Raw genomic sequence first — 24,468 nt, forward strand, 5'->3', positions numbered from 1 at the left:
AGGGGGCGTCTGGATTACGAGCGCTGCGCACTCGATCGCGGGCAAGTCCCGCTCCCACAGGTCTGGTGCATGCAGATCCAAAGGCCAGCCATCAAGCCAGGGCGTTGGTGAACAACACATCGTTCTCCAACTCGATGTGCTGCTGCAAATCCTCGCGGAACTCCTCCAGCCCGTGGTACAGGGTGCGCCAGGTAGTGCAGGCACCCTCTGGCGCGCTGATGTCGTTGGTCAACAGGCTCAAGCGCGCCAGCGCCTCACCATGCTGGTCGTGCTCCATGCGCATCACCTGGATCGGCGCACCCGCCTGGCGGCCCATGCCCCGTTGCAACATCGGGAACAGCACCTGTTCCTCCTTGAGCATGTGCCCTTCAAGTTCCTGTTGCATGTCCTGCAGGTGGTCGGCCAGGCCGTTGGGGCACTGGGCGTGGCCGCCATGGACCTGCTCGACGCGTCGGGCCAGGCGGATCAGTTCCGGCAGTTGCTCACGGTGACGATCGTGGTAGCGGGTGAGGATATGGGCGATCAGTTCGGTCGGGTTCATCAGGGGGGCCTGCTCTGCTGGCAAAGTGTCCCAGGGTGATTGCATCGCCCATGCCAGCTTTACTTGCCCGAAATCAAGGTCTGGCGCCGGGCTTGTGGTGAAATCTACCCGCCTGCCTGCGGGTAGCGATAACCATAGAGGGTAATAACTACCATGCTGCGTGAAAGCCTGGCCGCCGACCTGATCGTCGAACTGCCCAATGCCGTGCGCTTGCAGCGCCTGGTACAAACCCTGCGCGAGTACTTCAACTGCGGCGCGGTCGGGCTGTTGCGCCTGGAGGGCGACAGCCTGCGCCCGCAGGCCAGCGTCGGGCTGGTCCACGAAGCCCTCGGCCGGCGCTTCGTGATCGCCCGGCATCCGCGCCTGGCAGCGATCATGGCTTCGCGCGAGCCGACCTGGTTCGAACCCGACAGCCGCCTGCCGGACCCTTACGATGGCCTGCTCGACAGCGCCGTGCACGAACCCCTGGCCGTGCACGACTGCATGGGTGTGAGCCTGTATGTCGAGGGTCAGGTCTGGGGCGCGATTACCCTCGATGCACTGCGCCCCGGGACCTTCGACAGCGCTGCCCGCGATGAACTCAAACGCTGCACCTTGCAGATCGAAGCGGCCCTGCGGGTGACCCGCCTGGAGCAGGAAAACCGCAGCCTGCGCCTGTCGCGCAGCGAACCCCAGGACCTGCGTGCGCCGCTGGAAGCGAGCGAGATTCTTGGCCACAGCCCGGTGCTGCAGCAGTTGCTCAACGAGATCGAACTGCTCGCCGACGCCGAACTGCCAGTGTTGCTGCTGGGCGAGACCGGGGTCGGCAAGGAGCTGTTCGCCCGCCGCTTGCATGGTTTATCGCGGCGCCGCCACAAGCCGCTGATCCAGGTCAACTGCGCGGCCTTGCCCGAATCCCTGGCCGAAAGCGAGCTGTTCGGCCATGTCAAAGGTGCGTTTTCAGGCGCCAGCAGCGACCGCGCCGGGCGCTTCGATGCGGCCAACGGTGGCACGCTGTTTCTTGATGAAGTCGGCGAACTGCCGCTGAGCGTGCAGGCCAAGCTGCTGCGCACGTTGCAGAACGGCGAGATCCAGCGCCTGGGCGCCGACAAGCCGCTGCACGTGGATGTGCGCATCATCGCCGCGACCAATCGGCACTTGCCCGACAGCATCCGCGACGGTCTGTTTCGCGCCGACCTCTACCATCGCCTGTCGGTGTATCCGCTGCCGATCCCGCCGCTGCGCGAGCGCGGCGACGATGTGTTGATGATTGCCGGGCAGTTCCTTGAGCTCAACCGCACCCGCCTGGGCCTGCGCGGCTTGCGCCTGTCGCCGGCGGCCGAGCGGGCGCTGCTGGCTTACCACTGGCCGGGCAATGTGCGCGAGCTTGAGCATGTAATCAGCCGCGCCGCGCTCAAGCAACTGAGCCGCGAGGGCAGCCGCAACCTGATCATTACCCTGGAGCCGCAGGTGCTCGACCTCGACAGTGCGCCGGCTGCCGCGCCAGTGGCAGAGCAGGGGGCACCACCGGCGCTGGCGTTCAGTTCCCTGAGCGAAGCCGTCGACGCCTGCCAGCGCCAGGCCATTGCCCAGGCCCTGCGCCTGAGCGGCGACAACTGGGCCAGCGCCGCGCGGCTGCTGGCGCTCGACCCGAGCAACCTGCACAAACTGGCCAGGCGTTTGCGCCTCAAGTAACGCCGCTGGCGTTGATGGCGGTCAAGGTGCGGGCGTGGCGCTGCTTACAGACTGCGCACACCTAACCAGGAGATCATCGCCATGCCGTTGTCCCTTGCCCAGATGCGTCGCAACTACACCCTCGGTGGCCTGCAGGAAGCCGAAGCGCCGCTGGAGCCTCTGAGCCTCTTTGCCCACTGGCTGCAACAGGCCCGCGAAACCGAGCGCGAGCCGGTGGAGGCCAACAGCATGCACCTGGCCACGGTTGACGCCACTGGCCGCCCGCATTGCCGGGTATTGCTGCTCAAGGGCGTTGACGAGCAGGGCTTTACCTTCTTCGGCAACTACCAGAGTGCCAAGGGCCAGGAGCTGGCGGCCAATCCCTATGCGGCGATGACTTTCTTCTGGCCGGGGCTGGAGCGCCAGGTTCGCATTGAAGGGCCGGTGGCGCGGCTTGACCCGCAGCTGTCCGATGCTTACTTCGATTCACGCCCCGAAGCCAGCCGCCTGGGCGCCTGGGCGTCGCCGCAAAGCCGGCCGCTGGCCGACCGCGACGCGCTGCAGGCAATGCTCGCGCAGACCATTCGCCGCTTCGTCGAACAACCCCTGCGCCGCCCCGAGCACTGGGGCGGCTACTGCCTGAGTCCTGAACGCATGGAGTTCTGGCAAGGCCGTGCCGACCGCTTGCACGACCGCCTCGACTACCGCTATCAGGGCGGGCAATGGACGCGCCAGCGCCTGGCGCCCTGAACCCGAAGAGATACCTCCAAGGAGGAATAGGTTCGCCCAGGCTTTAGGTTCAGGCTTGGGCCCATCCCTATCTCACCGGAGCCCAGGCCATGGCCCATCTGGCGCAACGCACGTTTGAACCCCTGAACATCGCTGTGCTGACCATCAGCGACACGCGCAACTTTGATACCGACAGCTCGGGGCAGACCCTTGTCGACCTGCTGCAGGCTGCCGGGCATGTGCTGCTTGAGCGCGACCTGGTCAAGGACGATATCTACCAGATCCGCGCCACGCTCTCGCGCTGGATCGCCGACCCCGAGGTGCAGGTGGTACTGACTACCGGCGGCACCGGCTTTACCGCCCGCGACAACACCCCGCAGGCGGTGCTGCCGTTGCTGGACAAACACGTCGAGGGCTTTGGCGAGTTGTTCCGCCAGGTGTCGCTGGCCGAAATCGGCATGTCCAGCCTGCAGTCGCGCGCGCTGGCCGGCATGAGCAATGGCGTGCTGGTGTGCTGCGTGCCGGGCTCGCCCGGCGCCTGTCGCACGGCCTGGACGCAGATTCTCGACAGCCAGCTCGACAGCCGCACCGGCCCGTGCAATTTCGCCCCGCATCTCAAGGCTCAACCCGAGCAGGCCATCGACGCCTGTGGGACGCGGCCATGAGCGGGCGCGTGTGCGACAGCGGCAAGTTGATCCCGGTCGACCAGGCGATCCGCCATTTGCTCGAACAGGCGCCACCCCCACCGGCGGCGCAGATGGTTTTGCTGGAGCAGGCCCTGGGCCGGGTGCTGGCGGCCGATATCCACGCCCCGCGCAGCCTGCCGGGCGGGGATAACAGCGCCATGGACGGTTTTGCCTTCAGGGCCGCCGACTTGCCTGCGGCGGGCGGTTGCCTGACCCTGGCCGGGCGCATCGCTGCCGGCCAGCAGGCCAGTACTGCATTGCAGCCAGGCCAGGCGGTGCGCATCTTTACCGGCGCACCCTTGCCGCCAGGCGCCGACACGGTGGCCCCGCAAGAGCTGTGCCGGGTTGACGGCGAGCAGGTCTGGCTGCCGGCCGCAAGCCTTGGCGCGCATGTGCGCAAGGCCGGCGAAGAGGTGCGCGAAGGTCATCTGCTGCTGCAGGCCGGCAAGCGCCTGCGCGCCCAGGAGCTGGGCCTGCTGGCCGCCTCGGGGCTGGCCTGGGTCGAGGTCCATCGGCCCTTGCGCGTCGCTTTGCTGAGCAGCGGCGACGAGCTGCGTGAACCCGGCCAGCCGCTGGCCCCGGGGCAGATCTACAACAGCAACCGCTATTGCCTGACGGCCCTGTTGCAAGGCTGGGGCGTGGAGGTGCATGACTACGGGGTGATGGCCGATGAGCTGGCGGCCAGCAAGCACGCGCTGAACCTGGCGGCGGCTGAGTGCGACCTGCTGCTGACTTCTGGCGGCGTGTCAGTGGGCGAGGAAGATCACCTCAAGCAAGCCATCCAGGCGCTGGGCCGTGTCGATTTCTGGCGCCTGGCGATCCAGCCGGGCAAGCCCCTGGCCTTTGGCGAGGTGGCGGGGCGGCCGTGGATCGGCATGCCGGGCAACCCGGCCGCAGCACTGATCACTGCGCTGGTGGTGGTAAGGCCCTTGCTGCTGCGCGCCCAGGGCGTGCGTGACGTGCTGCCACGGCCCGTGGCGCTGCCGGCGGGTTTTGACTGGCTGCAGCGTAACAAGCGCCGCCAGTACCTGCGGGCGCGCTTGTTGCCCGAGGCCAACGGCCAGTCCAGCGTGCAACTGCACCCGCAGCAAAGTTCGGCGATGCTCAGCGCCGCCTGCTGGGCCGACGGCCTGGCGCTGGTGGAGTGCGAGCAACAGGTGCACAAACACGACAGCGTACCGTTTTTGTCATTTGCCGAGCTGATGCAGTGAGTGGCCTTGATTGCCGTCAAGGTTCTGCTGGAGGCGCTGGCTAGACTGGCAGCGCTTTTTCCAGTGCTCCGGGCCTGTGTCAACCGCGCAGGCCAGTGGAGATAGGTTTCTTTGATGAGGAAAACCCATGCAACTGGTCTGCCCGGCAGGCAACCTGCCTGCGCTCAAAGCCGCGGTGCGCCAAGGCGCCGATGCGGTGTATGTCGGCTTTCGCGATGACACCAACGCCCGCCATTTCGCCGGCCTGAACATGGACGACAAGCAGTTCGACGCCGCCGTCGCCCATATCCGCCAGCACAATCGCAAGCTCTATGTCGCGGTCAACACCTACCCGCAACCGCTGGGTTGGGAGCGCTGGCAGCGGGCGGTGGACCGCGCCGCCGACCATGGCGTCGATGCGCTGATTGCCGCCGACCCGGGGGTGCTCGGCTACGCCGCCAAGCGCCACCCGCAGTTGAGCCTGCACCTCTCGGTGCAAGGCTCGGCCACCAATGCCAGCGCCCTGGCGTTCTACGCCCAGCACTACAACATTCGCCGCGCCGTGCTGCCGCGGGTGCTGTCGCTGGCCCAGGTGCGTCAGGTCGCTGCCAGCACCACGGTACCGATCGAGGTGTTCGCCTTCGGCAGCCTGTGCATCATGGCCGAAGGGCGCTGCCACCTGTCCTCGTACATCACCGGCGAGTCGCCGAACCTGTGCGGCGTGTGTTCGCCGGCCAAGGCGGTGCGCTGGAGCGAAGATGCCGATGGCCTCAGCGCGCGCCTGAGCGAGGTGCTGATCGACCGCTATCAAGCTGACGAACCCGCCGGCTACCCGACCTTGTGCAAGGGCCGCTTTATGGTCGGTGGCAAGCGCTTCCACGCCCTGGAAGAGCCCACCAGCCTCGACACCCTCGACCTGCTGCCAGAGCTCGCCGCCATGGGCGTCGAGGCGGTCAAGATCGAAGGCCGTCAGCGCAGCCCGGCGTATGTCGAGCAGGTCACCCAGGTCTGGCGCGCCGCGCTCGACGCCCACCGCCTGGCGCCGCAACGCTTCACGGTCAAGGCGCAGTGGCGCCAGGTGCTGGCCGGTTTGTCCGAAGGCAGCCAGACCACCCTGGGTGCTTACCATCGATCATGGCAATGAGGGACTGCACATGAAGCTCAGCCTGGGACCCGTGTTGTACTACTGGGACAAGGAACAATTGGGGCGTTTCTACAGCGAAATGTCGGCTTTGCCCCTGGATGTGATTTACCTGGGGGAAACCGTCTGCTCGAAACGCCGGGCGATGAACCTCGACCACTGGCTGGGCCTGGGCCGCGAGCTACAGGCCTGCAGCCCGGCGCAGATCGTGCTGTCGAGCCTGACCCTGATCGAAGCTGCGTCCGAGCTCTCTAGCCTGCGCCGCCTGTGCGATAACGGCGAGTTGCTGGTGGAGGCCAACGACATGGGCGCGGTGCAGTACCTGGCCGAGCGCAAGCTGCCGTTCGTGGCCGGGCCGGCGCTCAACCTGTACAACGGCCATGCCCTGGCCAGGCTGCTCGAGTGCGGGATGATCCGCTGGGTGCCGCCCGTGGAGTGCTCGGCGGCGCTGATTCGCGCGGTGCTCGACCAGGCCGTTGAACTGGGCCGTGAACTGCCCGAGGTCGAGGTCTTTGCCTATGGCCACCTGCCGCTGGCCTATTCGGCGCGCTGCTTTACCGCGCGGGCGGAAAACCGGCCCAAGGATGACTGCCAGTTCTGTTGCATCAACTACCCCGATGGCCTGGCCCTGAGCAGCCAGGAAGGCCAGGCGCTGTTCACCCTCAACGGCATCCAGACCATGTCCGCCGAAGTCACCAACCTGCTGGCCGACTATGCCGGGTTGCAAGCCTGCGGCGCCGACCTGCTGCGCCTGAGCCCGCGCGCCCAGGGCATGGCCGAGGTGATCGAGGCCTTTGCCCGGGTGCGCCAGGGCGAGGCGCCGCCGCTCTGTGTCGACGGCTGCAACGGCTACTGGCATGGCCAGGCGGGCATGTTGCGGGTCGAGGAGGTGGGCCTGTGCTGAACCGTACGCAATGGCTGCTCAAAGGCGCCGACAAGGTCCTGCCGTTGGTGCGCAAGGTGCCTTTTGTGATCCAGCGCGTGGCCTTGCAGCAGGCGCTCAACCGCTGTCTGGCCGAGCCCTTGCGCGACGGCGAGTTCGACCTGTTGCGCGGGCGCTGGCTGTGCCTGCGCATCCCTGACCTCGACCTGACCTGGTACCTGACGCGCACCCGCGAGGGCCTGCAGATCGCCGAGCGGGCCAGGGCCGATGTGACCATTCGCGGCAACTGGCGCGAGTTCCTGTTGCTGGCCAGCCGTCAGGAAGACCCGGACACCCTGTTCTTTCGCCGCCGCCTGGTGATCGAAGGCGACACCGAGCTGGGCCTGACCCTGAAAAACCTGATCGACAGCCTCGACCCCGAGGTGCTGCCGGTGTGGTTGTGGCGCAACCTGGAACGCGCCGGCAAGGGCCTGGCGGCAAGCTCTGGGCAGCGCCGGCGCGCGGGCTAGCCCGTGTAGCCGGCCAGATCATCGGTGTTGAGGATCTGGATGCTGCGCCGCTCCATGGCGATCAGGCCGCGTTCCACCAGGCGGTGCAGGGTGCGCGAAAAGGTCTCCGGCTGGATCCCCAGCTTGGAGGCCACCAGGCGCTTGGACACCTGCAACTCGAGCCGGCCGCTGTCCGGGTCGCACTCCTGCAGCAAAAAGTTGATCACCCGTCGGCTGGCGCTGGCCGAGGTCAGGGTGTCGATGTCCTTGAGGCGCTGATGCAGGTGGATGCTCATGCTCGCCAGGATCGCCAGGCAGACCTGCGGCTGGTCTTCCAGGGCGTTGCGGTAGTGGCCGCCGTCGATGCTGATCAGCAGGCAATCCTTGAGCGCCGTGGCCGTCACCGGGTAGCTGCGCGCCTGGCTGAACAGCAGCGCCTCGGCAAAGGTCTGGCCCGGCTGGATGATCTCCACCAGGTGTTCCTGGCCCTCGGCGCTGAGCCGGTACAGCTTGATCTGGCCGCTGACCAGCAAGAAGAAGCGCTTGGCCGGGTCGCCCTGGTGCATGAGCGTGTCGTGACAGCCCAGGCGCCGGAGCATGGCCAGGCTGCAGACGGCTTCGAAGACTTTCTCCGGCAGTTGGCTGAACAGGTGATGGCGACGTAAAAGCAGAACGCTAGAAGGGTGGGTCAGCATGGCGTACCTCCGCTGACGCCTATGGTAGAACCCGTGGCGCCGGCGGCCTATGCCTCTGCCGGTCTACCTCCAAAGGGGCAGTCGCCGGCTCAGGCACTGTGGCGCAGGTGCTCAAGGGCCCACACCGCCGCCTCCACCCGCGAGCGCAGGCCGAGCTTGTGCAGCAGGTTCTTCACATGCACCTTGACCGTGCCTTCGGTGATCCCCAGCTTGTGGCCGATGACCTTGTTGCTGTAGCCGCTGGCGATGGTTTTCAGTACCTGGCGTTCGCGTTCGGTGAGCTCGACGTCGGCCTGGCGCGGCGGTGAGCGCAGGGCCTGGGCCATGACCCGGGTCAGCCCCGGGCTGATCACCAGGGCGCCGTTCATGGCGTCGCGGATGTACTGGATCAACAGCTCCGGCTCCATGTCCTTGAGCAGGTAGCCGTCGGCGTCCAGGCGCAGGGCAGCGCGGATATCGTCTTCGGCATCGGACACGGTAAACAGCAGCACCTTGCCGGCAAAGCCCTGGCTGCGCAGATGGCGCAGGGTTTCGATGCCGTTCATCTGCGGCATGTTGTTGTCCAGCAGCAGCAGGTCAGGTTGCAGCGGCGCGATCAGGGCCAGGGCTTGTTCGCCGTGGCTGGCCTCGCCGACGATCTCGAAGTCGTCTTCCAGTTCAAGCATCTGGCGAATGCCATGGCGCATCATCGGGTGGTCGTCGACCAGCAGTATCCGGTAGCGCGGGGAGGGGGTCATACAGGGTTACCTTCGTTCAAGTGCCCGAGAAATTCCGGGCGAAATTCCATCTGTACCCGGGTGCCTTGCGGCGTCCGGCCAACAATCTGCAACTGGCCGCGCAGGCTGCGCGCCCGCTCGTCCATGATGTTCAGGCCGTGGTGTTCGCGCAGGTCGTGAGTGGCGCTGAAACCACGGCCATCGTCCTCGATCGACAGGCAGACCTGCTCGCCGTGCTGGCGCAATTGCAGCCAGGCGTTTTGCGCATGGGCATGGCGCAGGCAGTTGGACAGCGCCTCGCGGGTGATCTGCAGAATGTGGATCTGTTCGCTGGCCGACAGCTCGAAGGCCAGGCTGTCGACGTGCAGGTGCACCTGGAACTCGCCCCGGCGGGAGAACTCCTCGGCGGTGTCCTTGAGTTCCTGCACCAGGCCTGCGTCATGGATCTGCAGGCGAAAGGTGGTGAGCAGTTCGCGCAACTGCCGGTAGGCGTTGTTCAGGCCTTCGCGCAGCTCGGCGGTGACGTTCTCAAGGGTTGCCACCGGCTCGCCACGGCGCATCAGGGTTTGCATGCGGCTGACCTGCAGCTTCATGTACGACAGCGCCTGGGCCAGCGAATCGTGCAGCTCGCGGGCGATGATCGCGCGTTCTTCGAGCAGCACCAGGCGATGGTCCTGTTCGCGCTGGCGCTTGAGCGACAGCGAGGTGCCGATCAGGTTGGCCAGGGCCTGGATCAGCTCGGTTTCCCAGGCTTGCGGCTCGTGGCCGTCGATAAAGTGCGCCTTCAGTTCACCGAGGGTGCTGCCCTGGTTGCTGATGCTGAAGGTATGGCGCAGGGTGCGCTGGTGGCGCTGGCAACTGGCGCAGTCGCTGCTGGCGCAGATCTTGCGGCTGGCGGCGCCATGCAGGGCCAGCAGTTGCTGGGCCGGGGCCTGCAACTGGCCTTGCAGGCACAGCGACAGGCGCAGGCCCGGCAAGCGCTGCTGAAAGCGCCGGATCAGCTCATCCAGACCCTCGGCGTTGGCCAGCCGCGTGGCCAGGCTGCGGCTGCTCTGGTACAGCAGTTCAAGGGCGGCATTGGCCTGCTGCAGGTTGAGGGTTTTTTGCTGCACCTGGCTTTGCAGCGTGCGGTGCGAGTGTTCGATGGTTTCGGCCATGGCGTTGAAGCGGGTGGCCAATTCGCCGAGTTCGTCTGCCGACTGATGATTGACCCGCGCCTGGAACTCGCCACGGCGAAAGCGCTGGGTGGCGTCGACCAATTCCTTGAGCGGCGTGATGACGTTGTACTGCAGCTCGTACAGGCCGAACAGCAGGACGATCATGGTGGTGAACAGCGCCGCACCCTGGATCACTTGCTGCCAGCCCTGCTTATGCTCGCTCTGGCGCTGCAGCAGGCTGACAAATTGGTTGAGCTGGTTGACGAAGGGCAGGGTGCTGGCCTGAAACGTGGCGGCGTCGTCGCGCTGCAAGGCTGGCAACAGGGTGTTCTGCCAGTAGTCCTGCAAGCGCTGGTAGCTGGCCTGCAGTTCAAGGTTCTTGCCGTCTTCGAGCACCGCTTGCAGGGCCGGGCTGTTGAGCCGTTGCTGCAGGCTGTCGCGGATGCGCTCAAGCTCGGCAGGCTCGGCACCGGCGGCGAGCTTCCAGCTCAGGTGGTAGGTCTCCATGCGCACCGAGCCTGCGGTATTGATCGCCGCCGCATCGCCCTGGCTGAACCAGGCGATCAGGCCGGCGCTGAGCGAGCTGGCCAGGGCCAGCACGGCAATCAGGATCACCGCCAGGCCGGCGCGCGCGGGCAACGAGCTGCGCAGCCAGCCGATCATGGACGGCGGCCGGGGGCGATGAGTGGAAAACGGTACATGGAGCACTCCAGGGTGTTGCAGCTGATCGTTTCGCAGCCTTCCCTGGCGCTCTACCTCTAAAGAGTTTGCAACTGTCAGATTTCTTGCGATGGCGCTGAGAAACTTGACAAGGCCCTGATAAACAAAGGGTTTAGAGGTTTTTCGGCGCTACCTCGTTGGAGGTAGGCAGTACAAGCATAGGCCCAGGGGCGCCAGGGCTTCTTTGATCGGGGTCAAGTTTTATCGGGGTTTGCCTCTCTAGTCTGCCGGCCATGGCTACCTGACTGGAGACCCGAGATGACTCAACCGCGAATACGCCAAGGCCTGGTATTGGGCATGAGTACGCTGGCCTTCACCGTCTGCTTCATGGTCTGGATGATGTTTGCCGTGCTCGGCGTGCCGATCAAGGACCTGCTTCAGCTCAACGAAACCCAGTTCGGCCTGCTGGCCGCCACCCCGGTACTGACCGGCTCGCTGGTGCGCCTGCCGCTGGGCATGCTCACCGACCGCTTTGGCGGGCGCAGCGTGTTCTTCCTGTTGATGCTCGCCTGCGTGCTGCCGCTGTACCTGATCAGCCACGCTACGGCGTACTGGCAGTTCCTGGTCCTGGGTTTGTTCGTCGGCCTGGCCGGTGGCTCGTTCTCGGTGGGCATCGCCTATGTTGCCAAGTGGTTCGAGCAAGACAACCAGGGCCTGGCCATGGGCATTTTCGGTGCCGGCAACGCAGGCGCCGCGGTCACCAAGTTCCTCGCCCCGGCACTGATTGCCGCCGGCAGCTGGCAGCTGGTGCCGAAGGTGTTCAGCGCCATCCTGTTCATTACCGCGCTGCTGTTCTGGTTGCTCAGTGCCGACAACAAGGCCCATCGCAGCGCCAGCGGTGCGAGCCTTGGCGAGCAGCTCAAGGCCCTGGCCGAGCCTGCGGTGTGGCGCTACTGCCAGTACTACTCGATCGTCTTCGGCGGCTACGTGGCCCTGGCGCTGTGGATGACCAAGTACTACGTCCAGGAATACGGCTTCAGCCTGCAAAGCGCGGCGCTGCTGGCCGCCTGCTTCTCACTGCCGGGTGGCGTGCTGCGCGCCGTCGGCGGCTGGATGTCGGACCGTTGGGGCGCGCAGAGCGTGACCTGGTGGGTGCTGTGGGTCAGCTGGATCTGCCTGTTCCTGCTCTCGTACCCGCAAACCCAGCTGCAGGTGCAGACCATCAACGGCCCGCTGGACTTTCACATCGGCCTCAACCCTGCGCTGTTCACCGTGCTGCTGTTCGTCATGGGCATCGCCTTCGCCTTCGGCAAGGCCTCGGTGTTCAAGTACATCGCCAACGACTACCCGCAGAACATGGGCGCGGTGTCCGGCATTGTCGGCCTGGCCGGCGGCCTGGGCGGCTTCATTCTGCCGATCCTGTTCGGCGCGCTGGTCGACCTCACCGGCGTGCGCTCCTCCTGCTTCATGTTGATGTACGGCGTGGTCTGGGTCTCGCTCACCTGGATGTACTTCAGCGAAATCCGCAAGCGCCCGCTGCTGGGCAGACAGCCCGCAGCCGTAACGCCCCCGTTTTCCAGCATTGCCCAAGGAGAAGACCATGTCGGTTCTTAAACAGCCTGACCAAGGCCCGGTGATTCACGACTGGCGCCCGGAAGACCCCGCGTTCTGGGGGCAAAGCGGCAAGCAGACCGCCACCCGCAACCTGTGGATCTCGATCCCCGCACTGCTGCTGGCCTTTGCCGTGTGGATGGTGTGGAGCACGGTGATCGTGCGCCTGAATGCCATCGGCTTTACTTTCAGCACTGACCAGTTGTTCTGGCTGGCCGCCTTGCCCGGGCTCTCGGGGGCGACCTTGCGGGTGTTCTACTCGTTCATGGTGCCGATCTTTGGCGGCCGGCGCTGGACTGCCCTGAGCACCGCCTCGCTGCTGGCACCGTCGCTGTGGATGGGCTTTGCCGTGCAAGACCCGAACACCCCCTACAGCGTGTTCGTGATCATCGCGCTGCTGTGCGGCTTTGGCGGCGGCAACTTCGCTTCGAGCATGTCCAATATCAGCTTTTTCTACCCCAAGTCGCAGCAGGGCACCGCCCTGGGCCTGAACGCCGGGCTGGGTAACCTCGGCGTTTCGGTGATGCAGTTCTGTGTGCCGCTGGTGATCACCTTCGGCCTGTTCGGCGCCCTCGGTGGCCAGCCGCAGGCACTCGCCGACGGCGGCCAGCTGTGGCTGCAGAACGCAGGTTTCATCTGGGTGCCGTTCATTGTCCTGGTCACGGTGCTGGCCTGGTTCGGCATGAACGATCTGTCCAGCGCCAAGGCTTCGTTCAGCGAGCAGGCGGTGATCTTCAAGCGCAAGCACAACTGGCTGATGTGCTGGTTGTACCTGGCCACCTTCGGCTCGTTCATCGGTTTTTCCGCAGCCTTTCCGCTGCTGATCAAGACCGCCTTCCCGCAGGTCAACGCCCTGACCTTCGCCTTCCTCGGCCCGTTGGTTGGCGCCCTGGTGCGCCCGCTGGGCGGCTGGCTGGCCGACAAGCTCGGCGGCGCACGGGTGACCCTGTGGAACTTCGTGCTGATGATCGTCATGGTCTTCGGCGTGCTGGCGTTCATCCCCGCCCAGGGCGAGAGCAGCAACTTCTACGGCTTTCTCGGCATGTTCATGCTGCTGTTCATCACCACCGGCATCGGCAACGGATCGACCTTCCGCATGATCCCGGTGATCTTTCGCACCCTGCACGAACAGGCCGCCAGCGGCAAAGGCGCCGCCGCCCGCGAACAGGCGCTGAAGAACGCCGGCAAGGAATCGGCCGCAGTGCTGGGCTTCAGCTCGGCGATGGGCGCCTTCGGCGCGTTCTTCATCCCCAAGACCTTCGGCACCTCCATGGCCCTGACCGGTGGCCCGCAGATGGCCTTCTACCTGTTCGTCGGCTTTTACCTGAGCTGCATCGTCGTGACCTGGTGGTGGTACGCACGCAAAGGCGCTGCGACCCCCTGCTGACAGAACCCCGAATTCACACCTTGCCCGGGCGGGGCGCAGAACCCCGCAGCCGCAAGCCTGAGAGGAAAGCACCATGAGTCATTTACTGGATCAACTGCGGTTCTTCAATCGCAAGCAGGGCGAATTCGCCGACGGTCATGGCGAAACCCGCAAAGAGTCGCGCGACTGGGAGAACGTCTACCGTTCGCGCTGGCAGTACGACAAGATCGTGCGCTCCACCCACGGGGTCAACTGCACCGGTTCCTGCTCGTGGAAGATTTATGTGAAGAACGGCCTGATCACCTGGGAAACCCAGCAGACCGACTACCCGCGTACCCGCAACGACCTGCCCAATCACGAGCCGCGCGGCTGCCCGCGGGGGGCCAGCTACAGCTGGTACATCTACAGCGCCAACCGCCTGAAGTACCCGAAGATCCGCAAGCCGCTGCTCAAATTGTGGCGTGAGGCGCGCCAGAGCCTGGCGCCGGTCGAAGCCTGGGCCAGCATCGTCGAGAACCAGGCCAAGGCCGACAGCTACAAGAGCAAGCGCGGCATGGGCGGCTTCATTCGCTCCAGCTGGGATGAAGTCACCGAGATCATCGCCGCCGCCAACGTCTACACCATCAAGCAATACGGCCCCGACCGGGTGGTGGGCTTCTCGCCGATCCCGGCGATGTCGATGGTCAGCTACGCCGCCGGTGCCCGCTACCTGTCGCTGCTGGGCGGCACCTGCCTGAGCTTCTACGACTGGTACTGCGACCTGCCGCCGGCCTCGCCGATGGTCTGGGGCGAGCAGACCGACGTGCCGGAATCGGCCGACTGGTACAACTCCAACTACATCATCGCCTGGGGCTCCAACGTTCCGCAGACCCGCACCCCGGATGCGCACTTTTTCACCGAGGTGCGCTACAAGGGCACCAAGACCGTGGCCATCACCCCCGACTATTCGGAAGTGGCCAAGCTCACCGACCTGTGGCTCAACCCCAAGCAGGGTACCGACGCCGCCCTGGCCCAGGCCTTCAACCATGTGATCTTCAAGGAATTTCACCTCGACCGGCCCAGCGCCTACTTTACCGAGTACGCCAAGCGCTACACCGACCTGCCGGTGCTGGTGCTGCTCAAGCCGATGCTCGGCACGGCGCCGGGCAACGGCTATCAGCCGGACCGCTTCCTGCGCGCCTCGGACCTGGCAAACAACCTTGGCCAGGACAACAACCCCGAGTGGAAAACCATTGCCCTGGACGCCGACGGCGAACTGGTCTCGCCCCAGGGTTCGATTGGCTACCGCTGGGGCGAGCAGGGCAAGTGGAACATCCTTGCCCGTGAAGGCGGCGAAGGCCGCGAGATCGACCTGACCCTGAGCCTGATCGGTGGCGACGTCGCCGAAGTGGCCTTCCCGTACTTTGCCGGCGAGAGCCACGAGCACTTCCAGCATGTCGCCGGCGACGCCGTGCAGTACCGCCGCGTGCCGGTGCGCAGCCTGACCCTGGCCGACGGTAGCCAGGTCAAGGTCGCCACGGTGTTCGACCTGTCTGCGGCCAACCTTGCCATCGACCGTGGCCTGGGCGGCGCCAATGTGGCCCGTGACTACGACGACGCCAGCGTGCCCGGCACCCCGGCCTGGCAGGAGCAGATCACCGGCGTCAGCCGCGAGAAAGCCATCCAGATCGCCCGCGAGTTTGCCGACAACGCCGACAAGACCTGTGGCCGCTCGATGATTATCGTCGGCGCGGCGATGAACCACTGGTACCACATGGACATGAACTACCGCGGGCTGATCAACATGCTCATGCTCTGCGGTTGCGTCGGCCAGACCGGTGGCGGCTGGGCCCACTACGTCGGCCAGGAAAAACTGCGCCCGCAGTGTGGCTGGCTGCCGCTGGCCTTTGGCCTGGACTGGAGCCGGCCGCCACGGCAGATGAACGGCACCAGCTTCTTCTACGCCCACAGCTCGCAATGGCGCCACGAGAAGATGAGCATGCACGACGTGCTCTCGCCGCTGGCCGACAAGCGCGAGTTTCCCGAACACGCCCTGGACTACAACATCCGCGCCGAACGCGCCGGCTGGCTGCCCAGTGCGCCGCAGCTCAACACCAACCCGCTGCACATCTGCCGCGACGCCGCCGCGGCCGGCATGGCGCCCAAGGACTACGTGGTCAAGGGCCTGCACGAAGGCAGCCTACGCTTTGCCTGCGAGCAGCCGGACAACCCGGTGAACTTCCCGCGCAACATGTTCATCTGGCGTTCCAACTTGCTCGGCTCGTCCGGCAAGGGCCACGAGTACATGCTCAAGTACCTGCTCGGCACCCGTAACGGGGTGATGAACGAAGACATCGGCCAGGTCGGCGACTGCAAGCCGCAAGAGGCCGAATGGGTCGACGACGGCGCCATCGGCAAGCTCGACCTGGTGACTACCCTGGATTTCCGCATGTCTTCGACCTGCGTGTATTCCGACATCGTCCTGCCGACCGCGACCTGGTACGAGAAGGACGACATGAACACCTCGGACATGCACCCGTTCATCCACCCGCTGTCGGCGGCCATTGACCCGGCCTGGGAATCGCGCTCGGACTGGGAGATCTACAAGGGTATCGCCAAGGCCTTCTCGGCCATGGCCGAAGGGCACCTGGGCGTCGAGCAGGACCTGGTCACCGTGCCGCTGATGCATGACAGCGTCGGCGAGCTGGCCCAGCCGTTTGGCGGCACCGACTGGAAAACCGCCGGCGTCGCCCCGCAGCCGGGCAAGAACGCACCGAACCTGCAGGTGGTCGAGCGCGACTACCCGAACATCTACAAGCAGTTCACCTCGCTCGGCCCGCTGCTGGAAAAACTCGGCAATGGCGGCAAGGGCATCAACTGGAACACCGATGAAGAAGTGAAGTTTCTCGGTGAGCTGAACTACCGCGAAGTCGAGGCAGGCATCAGCCTGGGCCGACCGAAGATCGATACCGCGATCGATGCGGCGGAAGTCATCCTCTCGCTGGCCCCGGAAACCAATGGCCACGTGGCGGTCAAGGCCTGGGCGGCGCTGTCGCAGTTCACCGGCATCGACCACAGCCACCTGGCGCTGTCCAAGGCCCACGAAGCGATCCGCTTTCGCGACATTCAGGCGCAGCCGCGCAAGATCATCTCCAGCCCGACCTGGTCGGGGCTCGAGGACGATCACGTCAGCTATAACGCCGGCTACACCAACGTCCACGAGAACATCCCGTGGCGGACCATCACCGGCCGCCAGCAGTTCTACCAGGATCACCCGTGGATGCAGGCGTTCGGCGAGCAGTTGATGAGCTACCGGCCACCGGTCAACACCCGCACCATCGCCGGGGTAAAAGACAAGCGCAGCAACGGCGAGACCGAGATCGTCCTGAACTGGATCACCCCGCACCAGAAGTGGGGCATCCACAGCACCTACAGCGACAACCTGCTGATGCTCACCCTGAGCCGTGGCGGGCCGATCGTCTGGCTCTCGGAGATTGATGCGAAGAAGGCCGGCATCGAGGACAACGACTGGATCGAGTGCTTCAACGCCAACGGCGCGCTGACTGCGCGGGCGGTGGTCAGCCAACGGGTCAAGGAGGGCATGGTGATGATGTACCACGCCCAGGAACGGATCGTGAACGTGCCCGGCGCCGAGACCACCAAAACCCGCGGCGGCCACCACAACTCGGTCACCCGCGTGGTGCTCAAGCCGACCCACATGATCGGCGGCTACGCGCAACAGGCCTATGGCTTCAACTATTACGGCACGGTCGGCTGCAACCGCGATGAATTCGTCGTGGTGCGCAAGATGGCCAAGGTCGACTGGCTCGACGGCTCGCGCGGCGATGAGCTGCCCCGTCCGCTGCCGACCGAGATGGAATAAGGAGCACTGTCATGAAGATCCGTTCACAAATCGGCATGGTCCTCAACCTGGACAAATGCATCGGCTGCCACACCTGTTCGATCACCTGCAAGAACGTCTGGACCAGCCGCGAAGGCATGGAATACGCCTGGTTCAACAACGTTGAATCCAAGCCCGGGGTCGGCTACCCGAAAGAGTGGGAAAACCAGGACAAGTGGAAGGGCGGCTGGCTGCGCAACGCCAACGGCTCGATCAACCCGCGCATCGGCGGCAAGTTCCGGGTGCTGGCGAACATCTTCGCCAACCCCGATCTGCCGAGCCTGGACGACTACTACGAGCCGTTCGACTTCGACTACCAGCACCTGCACACCGCGCCCCTGGGCGAGCACCAGCCGACCGCGCGGCCGCGCTCGGTGGTGTCCGGCAAGCGCATGGAAAAGATCGAATGGGGGCCGAACTGGGAGGAGATCCTCGGCACCGAGTTCGCCAAGCGGCGCAAGGACAAGAACTTCGACCAGATCCAGGCCGACATCTACGGTGAGTACGAAAACACCTTCATGATGTACCTGCCGCGCCTGTGCGAGCACTGCCTCAATCCTGCGTGCGCGGCGTCCTGCCCGAGCGGGGCGATCTACAAGCGCGAAGAGGACGGCATCGTCCTTATCGACCAGGAAAAATGCCGCGGCTGGCGCATGTGCATCAGTGGCTGCCCGTACAAGAAGATCTACTTCAACTGGAAGAGCGGCAAATCCGAGAAGTGCATCTTCTGCTACCCGCGCATCGAAGCCGGCATGCCCACCGTGTGTGCCGAAACCTGCGTCGGGCGCATCCGCTACCTCGGCGTGCTGCTGTATGACGCCGACCGCATTGCCGAGGTGGCCAGCACCGCCAACGAGCACGACCTGTACGAGAAGCAGCTGGAAATCTTCCTTGACCCCAACGACCCGGCGGTGATCCGCCAGGCCCTGGAGGACGGCGTACCGCAGTCGGTGATCGATGCCGCGCAACGCTCGCCGGTGTACAAGATGGCCGTCGACTGGCAGCTGGCGCTGCCGCTGCACCCGGAATACCGCACCTTGCCGATGGTCTGGTACGTACCGCCGCTGTCGCCGATCCAGAACGCCGCAGCTGCCGGCACCGTGGGCATGAACGGGGTAATCCCGGACGTCGACAGCCTGCGTATCCCATTGCGCTACCTGGCCAACCTGCTCACCGCCGGTGACGAAAAGCCGGTCAAACGCGCCCTCAAGCGCCTGCTGGCCATGCGCGCTTACAAGCGCGCCGAGCAGGTCGAAGGCGTGCAGGACCTCAAGGTGCTGGAGGACGTCGGCTTGAGCGTCAACCAGGTCGAGGAGATGTACCGCTACCTGGCCATCGCCAACTACGAAGACCGTTACGTGGTACCGAGTGCCCACCGCGAAGAGGCCATGAGCGACGCCTTCGCCGAGCGCTCCGGTTGCGGCTTCAGCTTCGGCAGCGGTTGCAGCGGCAGCTCCGACACCAACCTGTTCGGGGCGAAGAAGGCCAACCGCCGCGACATCCTCAAAACCGTACAGCTGTGGGAGGAATGAGCATGCGCATCCTCAAAGTGATTTCGCTGCTGCTCGATTACCCGAACGAAGCCCTGGTGGCCGGCCGCGACGAGTTGGAGCAGGCGATCATCCAGGCGCGGGAAATTAGCCCGCGCCAGCGCGGCGCGCTGTTCGAGCTGCTGGAGCTGATCTGCAACAACGACCTGATGGATGGACAGGAGCATTACGGCGCGTTGTTTGGCCGTGGCCGTTCGTTGTCGCTGCTGTTGTTCGAGCATGTGCATGGCGAGTCCCGCGACCGTGGCCAGGCCATGGTCGACATGCTCGCCCAGTACCAAGCGGCGGGCTTTGCCATTGGCGTCAAGGAGCTGCCGGACTACATCCCGCTGTACCTGGAGTACCTGTCGACCCGCGAAGACCTCGAGGCCCGTGAGGGCCTGGCCGATGTCGCGCACCTGCTGGCGCTGCTTGCCGCACGCCTGGAGGAGCGCGAGAGCGCCTACGCCAGTTGCTTCCGGGCGTTGCTGCAGATTGCCGGCGCCGAGCCGCACCAGGCGGTGGCTGATTTGCGCGAGCAAGTCGCCGCCGAGCAACGCGATGATTCTCTCGAAGCCCTGGACAAGATCTGGGAAGAGGAGGCGGTGGACTTTCTCAAGGCCGAGCAGCAGGAGCGTTGCAGCTCACTGCCAAGCGCGCCGGGCAAGGCCCGGGAAGAAAGCGCGGTACCGCTGCACTGGGTCGATTTTCAGCATCAAGGCCAGGCCGCTGCGCCGGCCGGGGAGGTGGGTAATGTCTAAGTGGAACCTGTTGATGTTCGGGGTCTATCCCTATGTCGCCCTGGCGATCTGCTTGCTCGGCAGTTGGGCACGGTTTGACCTTTCGCAGTACAGCTGGAAGGCCGGCTCCAGCCAGATGCTCGACAAGCGCGGCATGCGCGTGGCGAGCAACCTGTTCCATGTCGGCGTGCTGTTCGTGTTGGCCGGGCACTTCGTCGGCCTGCTGACCCCAGCGTCGGTCTATCACCATGTGCTCAGCACCGAGCACAAGCAGCTGCTGGCGATGGTCTCTGGTGGGTTCTTCGGCCTGCTGTGCCTGATCGGCCTGATCATGCTGCTGCACCGGCGCCTGACCGAGCCACGGGTGCGGGCGACTTCCAGCACCTCGGACATTCTCATCTTGCTGGTATTGCTCGCGCAACTGGTACTCGGCCTGCTGACCATCGTCGCCTCCACCGGCCATATGGACGGCGCGGTGATGGTCATGCTCGCCGACTGGGCGCAGAACACCGTGCTGCTGCGCCCGGTGGATGCGGCGGCGGCAATCGCCCCGGTGAGCCTGGTGTACAAGCTGCACGTGCTGCTGGGCCTGACCTTGTTCGTGCTGTTCCCCTTCACCCGCCTGGTGCACATCGTCAGCGCGCCGGTGTGGTACCTGGGCCGGCGTTATCAAATTGTCCGGCAGAAAGCCTGAGGAGGTTGCCATGACGCACGCAAGCGAAGCGCAACTGATTGCCAGCAGCGAACAGCAGTGGCCGGTCATCAGTGTCAATGACGTGGTCATCAGCCAGCAGGCCCTGGCCCAGGAGCTGCAATACCACCCGGCCAGCGATCGCGAGGAGGCCGTGTACATGGCCGCCCGCGCCCTGGTGATCCGCGAGCTGATGCAGCAACGCATCGCCGAACTGGGGCTGGCGCTGCAGGTGGGCGCCGGCGAGAACCCGGAGGAAGCGGCCACGCGGTTGCTGCTGGAGCGCGAAGTGCAGGTGCCCAGCTGTGACGAAGCCACCTGCCTGCGCTACTACCACAGCAACCGCGGGCGCTTTCACAGCGCGCCGCTGCTCGCGGTGCGGCACATCCTGCTCGAATGCGCGCCGGACGATGTCGAGGCGCGCAGCCTGGCCCTGGTGCAGGCCGAGATCCTCCACGAGCGGCTGTTGCAGTTCCCCGAGCAGTTCGCCGAGCTTGCGCAAAAGTACTCGGCCTGCCCGTCGAAGGCCCAAGGGGGTGAGCTGGGGCAGATCAGCAAGGGCCAGACCGTGCCGGAGCTTGAGCGCCAGCTGTTTACCCTGGCGCCGGGCCTCGCGCTCAAGCCGCTGGAAAGCCGCTACGGCTGGCACCTGGTCAGTGTCGACCAGCGCATCGAAGGCCAGGCCTTGCCCTACGAGGCAGTGGCCACGGCGATCCGCACCCAGTTGCAGCAGGGCGTGTGGCAAAAGGCGCTGGTGCAGTACCTGCAAACCCTGATCGGCGCCGCCGATATTCGCGGCATCCGCCTGCAGGGCGCCGATTCACCGCTGGTGCAATAAGGGGACGCTGATGAGCACTGTGATGCAGGACGGCTTCGGGCGGCAGATCGATTACCTGCGCATGTCGGTGACCGATCGTTGTGATTTTCGCTGTGTGTACTGCATGGCCAAACACATGACCTTCTTGCCGCGCCAGCAAGTGCTGACCCTCGAGGAATTGCGGCGCCTGGCCACACTGTTCGTCGGCCAGGGCGTGGGCAAGATCCGCCTGACCGGCGGCGAGCCGCTGATTCGCCCCGGCATCGTCGAGCTGTGCCGTGACATTGCCGCCGTGCCCGGCCTGCGTGAGCTGGTGATGACCAGCAATGGCTCGCAGCTGCAGCGCCTGGCCCGGCCGCTGGTAGAGGCCGGGGTCAAGCGCATCAACATCAGCCTCGACAGCCTCGATGGCCAGCGCTTTCGGGCAATTACCCGCACGGGCGATCTGGATCAGGTGCTGCGCGGCATCGAGGCGGCGCGCGAGGCCGGTTTCGAAGGCATCAAGCTCAATTGCGTGGTGATGAAGGGGCGCAACTTCGATGAGGTGTTGGCGCTGCTGCAGTACGCCATCGAGCAGCGCATCGACATCACCTTCATCGAAGAAATGCCCTTGGGCGAAGTCGGCCGTTCGCGTGGCGAGTCGTTCTGTTCCAGTGACGAGGTACGGGCGCTGATTGCCAGCCGCCACGCCTTGCTCGACAGCGCCGAAAACAGCGGCGGGCCGGCGCGCTATGTGCGCCTGGCCCGGCATCCGGCGACGCGCATCGGTTTTATCTCGCCCAACAGCCACAACTTCTGCGCCAGCTGCAACCGGCTGCGGATGACTGTGGAAGGGCGCTTGCTGCTGTGCCTGGGGCAAGAGGATTCGCTGGATCTGCGCGGCTTGTTGCGGCGCTATCCGCTGGATGACCAGCCGATTGTCAGCGCGCTGCAACAGGCGTTGCGCCGCAAGCCGTTGCGCCATGAGTTCGATGCGCAGGGTGAGGTGCAGATGTTGCGCTTCATGAATATGAGCGGCGGGTGAGGCTGGCTGTTCTGGCCTCATCGCTGGCAANCCAGCTCCCACAGGGACTGTGTACACCGAACTTTGTGGGAGCTGGCTTGCCAGCGATGGCTGCGCAGCAGCCCAGGTTGATTGCACAACCTGGCAACCTTGATATCGATCAATTTCTTCCACCCGCTTTACCCGTAGCCTGCACTGCATATTGTGTTTTCAAATCAATAAACATCTATATGTAGTGTCCGGAGGGAAAATGCACAGCACGCTGATCAGGGTAGGGCACAACCGGTTGCACAAGCGCGATGGCAGCCTGGTGGCCTTTGACGCCGACAAGATCCGCCAGGCGTTGATCGCCGCCGGCAAGGCCACTGGCGAATATGCCGAAGCCGAGGCGGACGGTTTGCTTGAAGCAGTCCTTGCCCACCTTGAGGGCTACTTCAAGCTGCACGTCGAGCAGATCCAGGACCGGGTCGAACGGGTGCTGATGGACGCCGGGCACTTCCTTTCGCTGCGTGCCTATATCGTCTATCGCGAACAGCACGGACGCCTGCGCCGTGACCGCAAGACCCTGGTCGAAGTCGCCACCTCGATGAACGAATACCTCAACCGCGAAGACTGGCGGGTGCAGGCCAACGCCAACCAGGGTTACTCCCTTGGCGGCCTGGTGCTCAACGTTTCCGGCAAGGTCACTGCCAACTACTGGCTCGACGAGGTCTACAGCGAAGCCATCGGCCGCGCCCATCGCGAGGCCGACCTGCATATCCACGACCTCGACATGCTCGCCGGCTACTGCGCCGGCTGGTCGCTGCGCAGCCTGCTGCACGAGGGCCTCAATGGCGTGCCCGGGCGGGTCGAGGCCGGCCCGCCCCAACACCTGAGCAGCGCCCTGGGGCAGATGGTCAACTTTCTCGGCACCCTGCAGAACGAGTGGGCCGGGGCCCAGGCTTTCAGCTCCTTCGACACCTACCTGGCGCCCTACGTGCGCAAGGACCGGCTGAATTATGAAGAGGTGCGCCAGGCCCTCCAGGAGTTCATCTACAACCTCAACGTGCCGTCGCGCTGGGGCACGCAAACGCCGTTTACCAACCTGACCTTCGACTGGGTCTGCCCGCAGGACCTGCGCGAGCAGATCCCGGTGATCGGCGGCGAAGAAATGCCCTTTGCCTACGGCGAGCTGCAAGCGGAGATGGACCTGCTCAACCGTGCCTACATCGAAGTGATGCAGGCCGGCGACGCCAAGGGCCGGGTATTCACTTTCCCGATCCCGACCTACAACATCACCCACGACTTTCCCTGGGACAGCGACAACGCCGAGCGCCTGTTCGCCATGACCGCGCGCTATGGCCTGCCGTACTTCCAGAACTTCCTCAACTCGGACATGCAGCCCAACCAGGTGCGCTCGATGTGCTGTCGCCTGCAACTGGATGTGCGCGAACTGCTCAAACGTGGCGGCGGCCTGTTCGGCTCGGCCGAGCAGACCGGCTCGCTGGGGGTGGTGACCATCAACTGCGCGCGCCTGGGCTACCTGTACAAGGGCGACATCAGCGGCCTGTTGCAGCGCCTGGATGCATTGATGGAGCTGGCCATGGAGAGCCTGGAGGTCAAGCGCAAGGTGATCCAGCACCACATGGATGCCGGGCTCTATCCGTACACCAAGCGCTACCTGGGCACCCTGCGTAATCACTTCTCGACCATCGGCGTCAACGGCCTGCACGAAATGCTGCGCAACTTCAGCGACGAGCAGATGGGTCTGCACACCGCCCAGGGCCGGCGCTTCGCCCTGAACCTGCTGGACCACGTGCGCGCCACCCTGGTGCGTTTCCAGGAAGAAACCGGCCACCTGTACAACCTCGAAGCCACCCCGGCCGAGGGCACCACCTACCGCTTCGCCAAGGAAGACCTCAAGCGCTTCCCCGACATCCTCCAGGCCGGCTGCAGCCAGGCGCCGTACTACACCAACTCCTCGCAACTACCGGTGGGCTATACCGACGATCCGTTCGAGGCCCTGGAACTGCAGGACGAGCTGCAATGCAAGTACACCGGCGGCACTGTGCTGCACCTGTACATGGCCGAGCGGATCTCCTCGGCCCAGGCCTGCAAGCAATTGGTGCGCAGGGCCCTGGAGCGCTTCCGCCTGCCATACCTGACCATCACTCCGACGTTTTCCATCTGCCCGGTACACGGCTACCTGGATGGCGAACACGAGTTCTGCCCCAAGTGCGACGAGGCGCTGTTGCTGGCTCAGCAACAGGGCAGCGTGCATTGACTGCGTTTTACCCTCAACAGCAAGGAGCT

19 protein-coding genes and 1 pseudogene are annotated in these 24,468 nt (G+C 65.0%); 16 read left to right on the forward strand and 4 right to left on the reverse strand.

Going from position 1 to position 24,468, the window contains the following annotated elements:
- Positions 1-91 precede the first annotated feature (91 nt).
- Positions 92-535 (reverse strand): annotated as a pseudogene (locus UB48_RS13955) (hemerythrin domain-containing protein); the annotation flags it as partial.
- Between the two features lie 159 nt (positions 536-694).
- On the opposite strand from UB48_RS13955, the gene norR reads away from it, so the two are divergent.
- From norR to UB48_RS13990, 7 genes are all read left to right on the forward strand, one after another.
- Positions 695-2,215 carry a nitric oxide reductase transcriptional regulator NorR gene (gene norR, locus UB48_RS13960; RefSeq protein ID WP_045197987.1) on the forward strand — a complete coding sequence of 507 codons (1,521 nt, stop codon included), beginning with the start codon at positions 695-697 and terminating at the stop codon, positions 2,213-2,215.
- 81 nt (positions 2,216-2,296) lie between these two features.
- Positions 2,297-2,944 carry a pyridoxamine 5'-phosphate oxidase gene (gene pdxH, locus UB48_RS13965; protein WP_045197989.1) on the forward strand — a complete coding sequence of 216 codons (648 nt, stop codon included), beginning with the start codon at positions 2,297-2,299 and terminating at the stop codon, positions 2,942-2,944.
- Between the two features lie 89 nt (positions 2,945-3,033).
- Positions 3,034-3,588, forward strand: coding sequence for a molybdenum cofactor biosynthesis protein B (moaB, locus tag UB48_RS13970; RefSeq protein ID WP_045197992.1), 555 nt, complete (start codon positions 3,034-3,036; stop codon positions 3,586-3,588).
- Complete coding sequence (gene glp / locus UB48_RS13975) at positions 3,585-4,820, forward strand: gephyrin-like molybdotransferase Glp (protein WP_045197994.1); 1,236 nt, start codon at positions 3,585-3,587, stop codon at positions 4,818-4,820. The genes moaB and glp overlap by 4 nt, the downstream gene beginning before the upstream one ends.
- A 127-nt stretch (positions 4,821-4,947) precedes the next feature.
- Entirely contained in the window at positions 4,948-5,943 is a 996-nt protein-coding gene (locus UB48_RS13980) for a peptidase U32 family protein (RefSeq protein WP_045197996.1), read from the forward strand.
- Positions 5,944-5,953: 10 nt separating this feature from the next.
- Positions 5,954-6,844 carry a U32 family peptidase gene (locus UB48_RS13985; RefSeq protein WP_045197999.1) on the forward strand — a complete coding sequence of 297 codons (891 nt, stop codon included), beginning with the start codon at positions 5,954-5,956 and terminating at the stop codon, positions 6,842-6,844.
- Positions 6,838-7,332 (forward strand): SCP2 domain-containing protein, encoded by a 495-nt coding sequence (locus UB48_RS13990; RefSeq protein ID WP_045198001.1) that lies wholly within the window; start codon positions 6,838-6,840, stop codon positions 7,330-7,332. The genes UB48_RS13985 and UB48_RS13990 overlap by 7 nt, the downstream gene beginning before the upstream one ends.
- Here the strand turns inward: UB48_RS13990 and UB48_RS13995 are convergent.
- The 3 genes from UB48_RS13995 to UB48_RS14005 form a co-directional block, all read right to left on the reverse strand.
- The gene (locus UB48_RS13995) at positions 7,329-8,006 is read right to left on the reverse strand and encodes a Crp/Fnr family transcriptional regulator (RefSeq protein ID WP_045198004.1); all 678 of its coding nucleotides are present in this window, start codon (positions 8,004-8,006) and stop codon (positions 7,329-7,331) included. The genes UB48_RS13990 and UB48_RS13995 overlap by 4 nt on opposite strands.
- 89 nt (positions 8,007-8,095) lie before the next feature.
- Complete coding sequence (gene narL / locus UB48_RS14000; protein WP_045198006.1) at positions 8,096-8,743, reverse strand: two-component system response regulator NarL; 648 nt, start codon at positions 8,741-8,743, stop codon at positions 8,096-8,098.
- On the reverse strand, positions 8,740-10,542 hold the full coding sequence (locus tag UB48_RS14005; protein WP_045198008.1) for a HAMP domain-containing protein: 1,803 nt from the start codon (positions 10,540-10,542) through the stop codon (positions 8,740-8,742). Before UB48_RS14005 ends, narL begins: the two co-directional genes overlap by 4 nt.
- A gap of 315 nt (positions 10,543-10,857) precedes the next feature.
- Here UB48_RS14005 and UB48_RS14010 point away from each other — a divergent pair, with 315 nt between their 5' ends.
- From UB48_RS14010 to UB48_RS14050, 9 genes are all read left to right on the forward strand, one after another.
- Complete coding sequence (locus UB48_RS14010; RefSeq protein WP_045198009.1) at positions 10,858-12,153, forward strand: nitrate/nitrite transporter; 1,296 nt, start codon at positions 10,858-10,860, stop codon at positions 12,151-12,153.
- Positions 12,140-13,537: a NarK family nitrate/nitrite MFS transporter gene (locus tag UB48_RS14015; protein WP_045198011.1), complete on the forward strand. Its 1,398-nt coding sequence runs from the start codon at positions 12,140-12,142 to the stop codon at positions 13,535-13,537. Before UB48_RS14010 ends, UB48_RS14015 begins: the two co-directional genes overlap by 14 nt.
- Positions 13,538-13,610: 73 nt before the next feature.
- The gene (locus tag UB48_RS14020) at positions 13,611-17,378 is read left to right on the forward strand and encodes a nitrate reductase subunit alpha (protein WP_045198012.1); all 3,768 of its coding nucleotides are present in this window, start codon (positions 13,611-13,613) and stop codon (positions 17,376-17,378) included.
- 11 nt (positions 17,379-17,389) lie between these two features.
- Entirely contained in the window at positions 17,390-18,928 is a 1,539-nt protein-coding gene (narH, locus tag UB48_RS14025; RefSeq protein ID WP_045198013.1) for a nitrate reductase subunit beta, read from the forward strand.
- Between the two features lie 2 nt (positions 18,929-18,930).
- A complete protein-coding gene (narJ, locus tag UB48_RS14030; protein ID WP_045198015.1) occupies positions 18,931-19,686 on the forward strand; it encodes a nitrate reductase molybdenum cofactor assembly chaperone in 756 nt (251 codons plus the stop codon).
- Positions 19,679-20,359 carry a respiratory nitrate reductase subunit gamma gene (gene narI / locus UB48_RS14035; protein WP_045198016.1) on the forward strand — a complete coding sequence of 227 codons (681 nt, stop codon included), beginning with the start codon at positions 19,679-19,681 and terminating at the stop codon, positions 20,357-20,359. Before narJ ends, narI begins: the two co-directional genes overlap by 8 nt.
- Positions 20,360-20,369: 10 nt before the next feature.
- Positions 20,370-21,194, forward strand: a complete 825-nt coding sequence (locus tag UB48_RS14040; protein WP_045198018.1) for a peptidylprolyl isomerase — start codon at positions 20,370-20,372, stop codon at positions 21,192-21,194.
- A 10-nt stretch (positions 21,195-21,204) separates the two neighbouring features.
- On the forward strand, positions 21,205-22,197 hold the full coding sequence (gene moaA, locus UB48_RS14045; RefSeq protein WP_045198020.1) for a GTP 3',8-cyclase MoaA: 993 nt from the start codon (positions 21,205-21,207) through the stop codon (positions 22,195-22,197).
- 229 nt (positions 22,198-22,426) lie between these two features.
- Positions 22,427-24,439 (forward strand): ribonucleoside triphosphate reductase, encoded by a 2,013-nt coding sequence (locus UB48_RS14050; protein WP_045198022.1) that lies wholly within the window; start codon positions 22,427-22,429, stop codon positions 24,437-24,439.
- Positions 24,440-24,468: the final 29 nt, after the last annotated feature.

Origin of the sequence: Pseudomonas sp. 2(2015) (assembly GCF_000955865.1) — a bacterium.
Taxonomy (GTDB): Bacteria; Pseudomonadota; Gammaproteobacteria; order Pseudomonadales; family Pseudomonadaceae; genus Aquipseudomonas.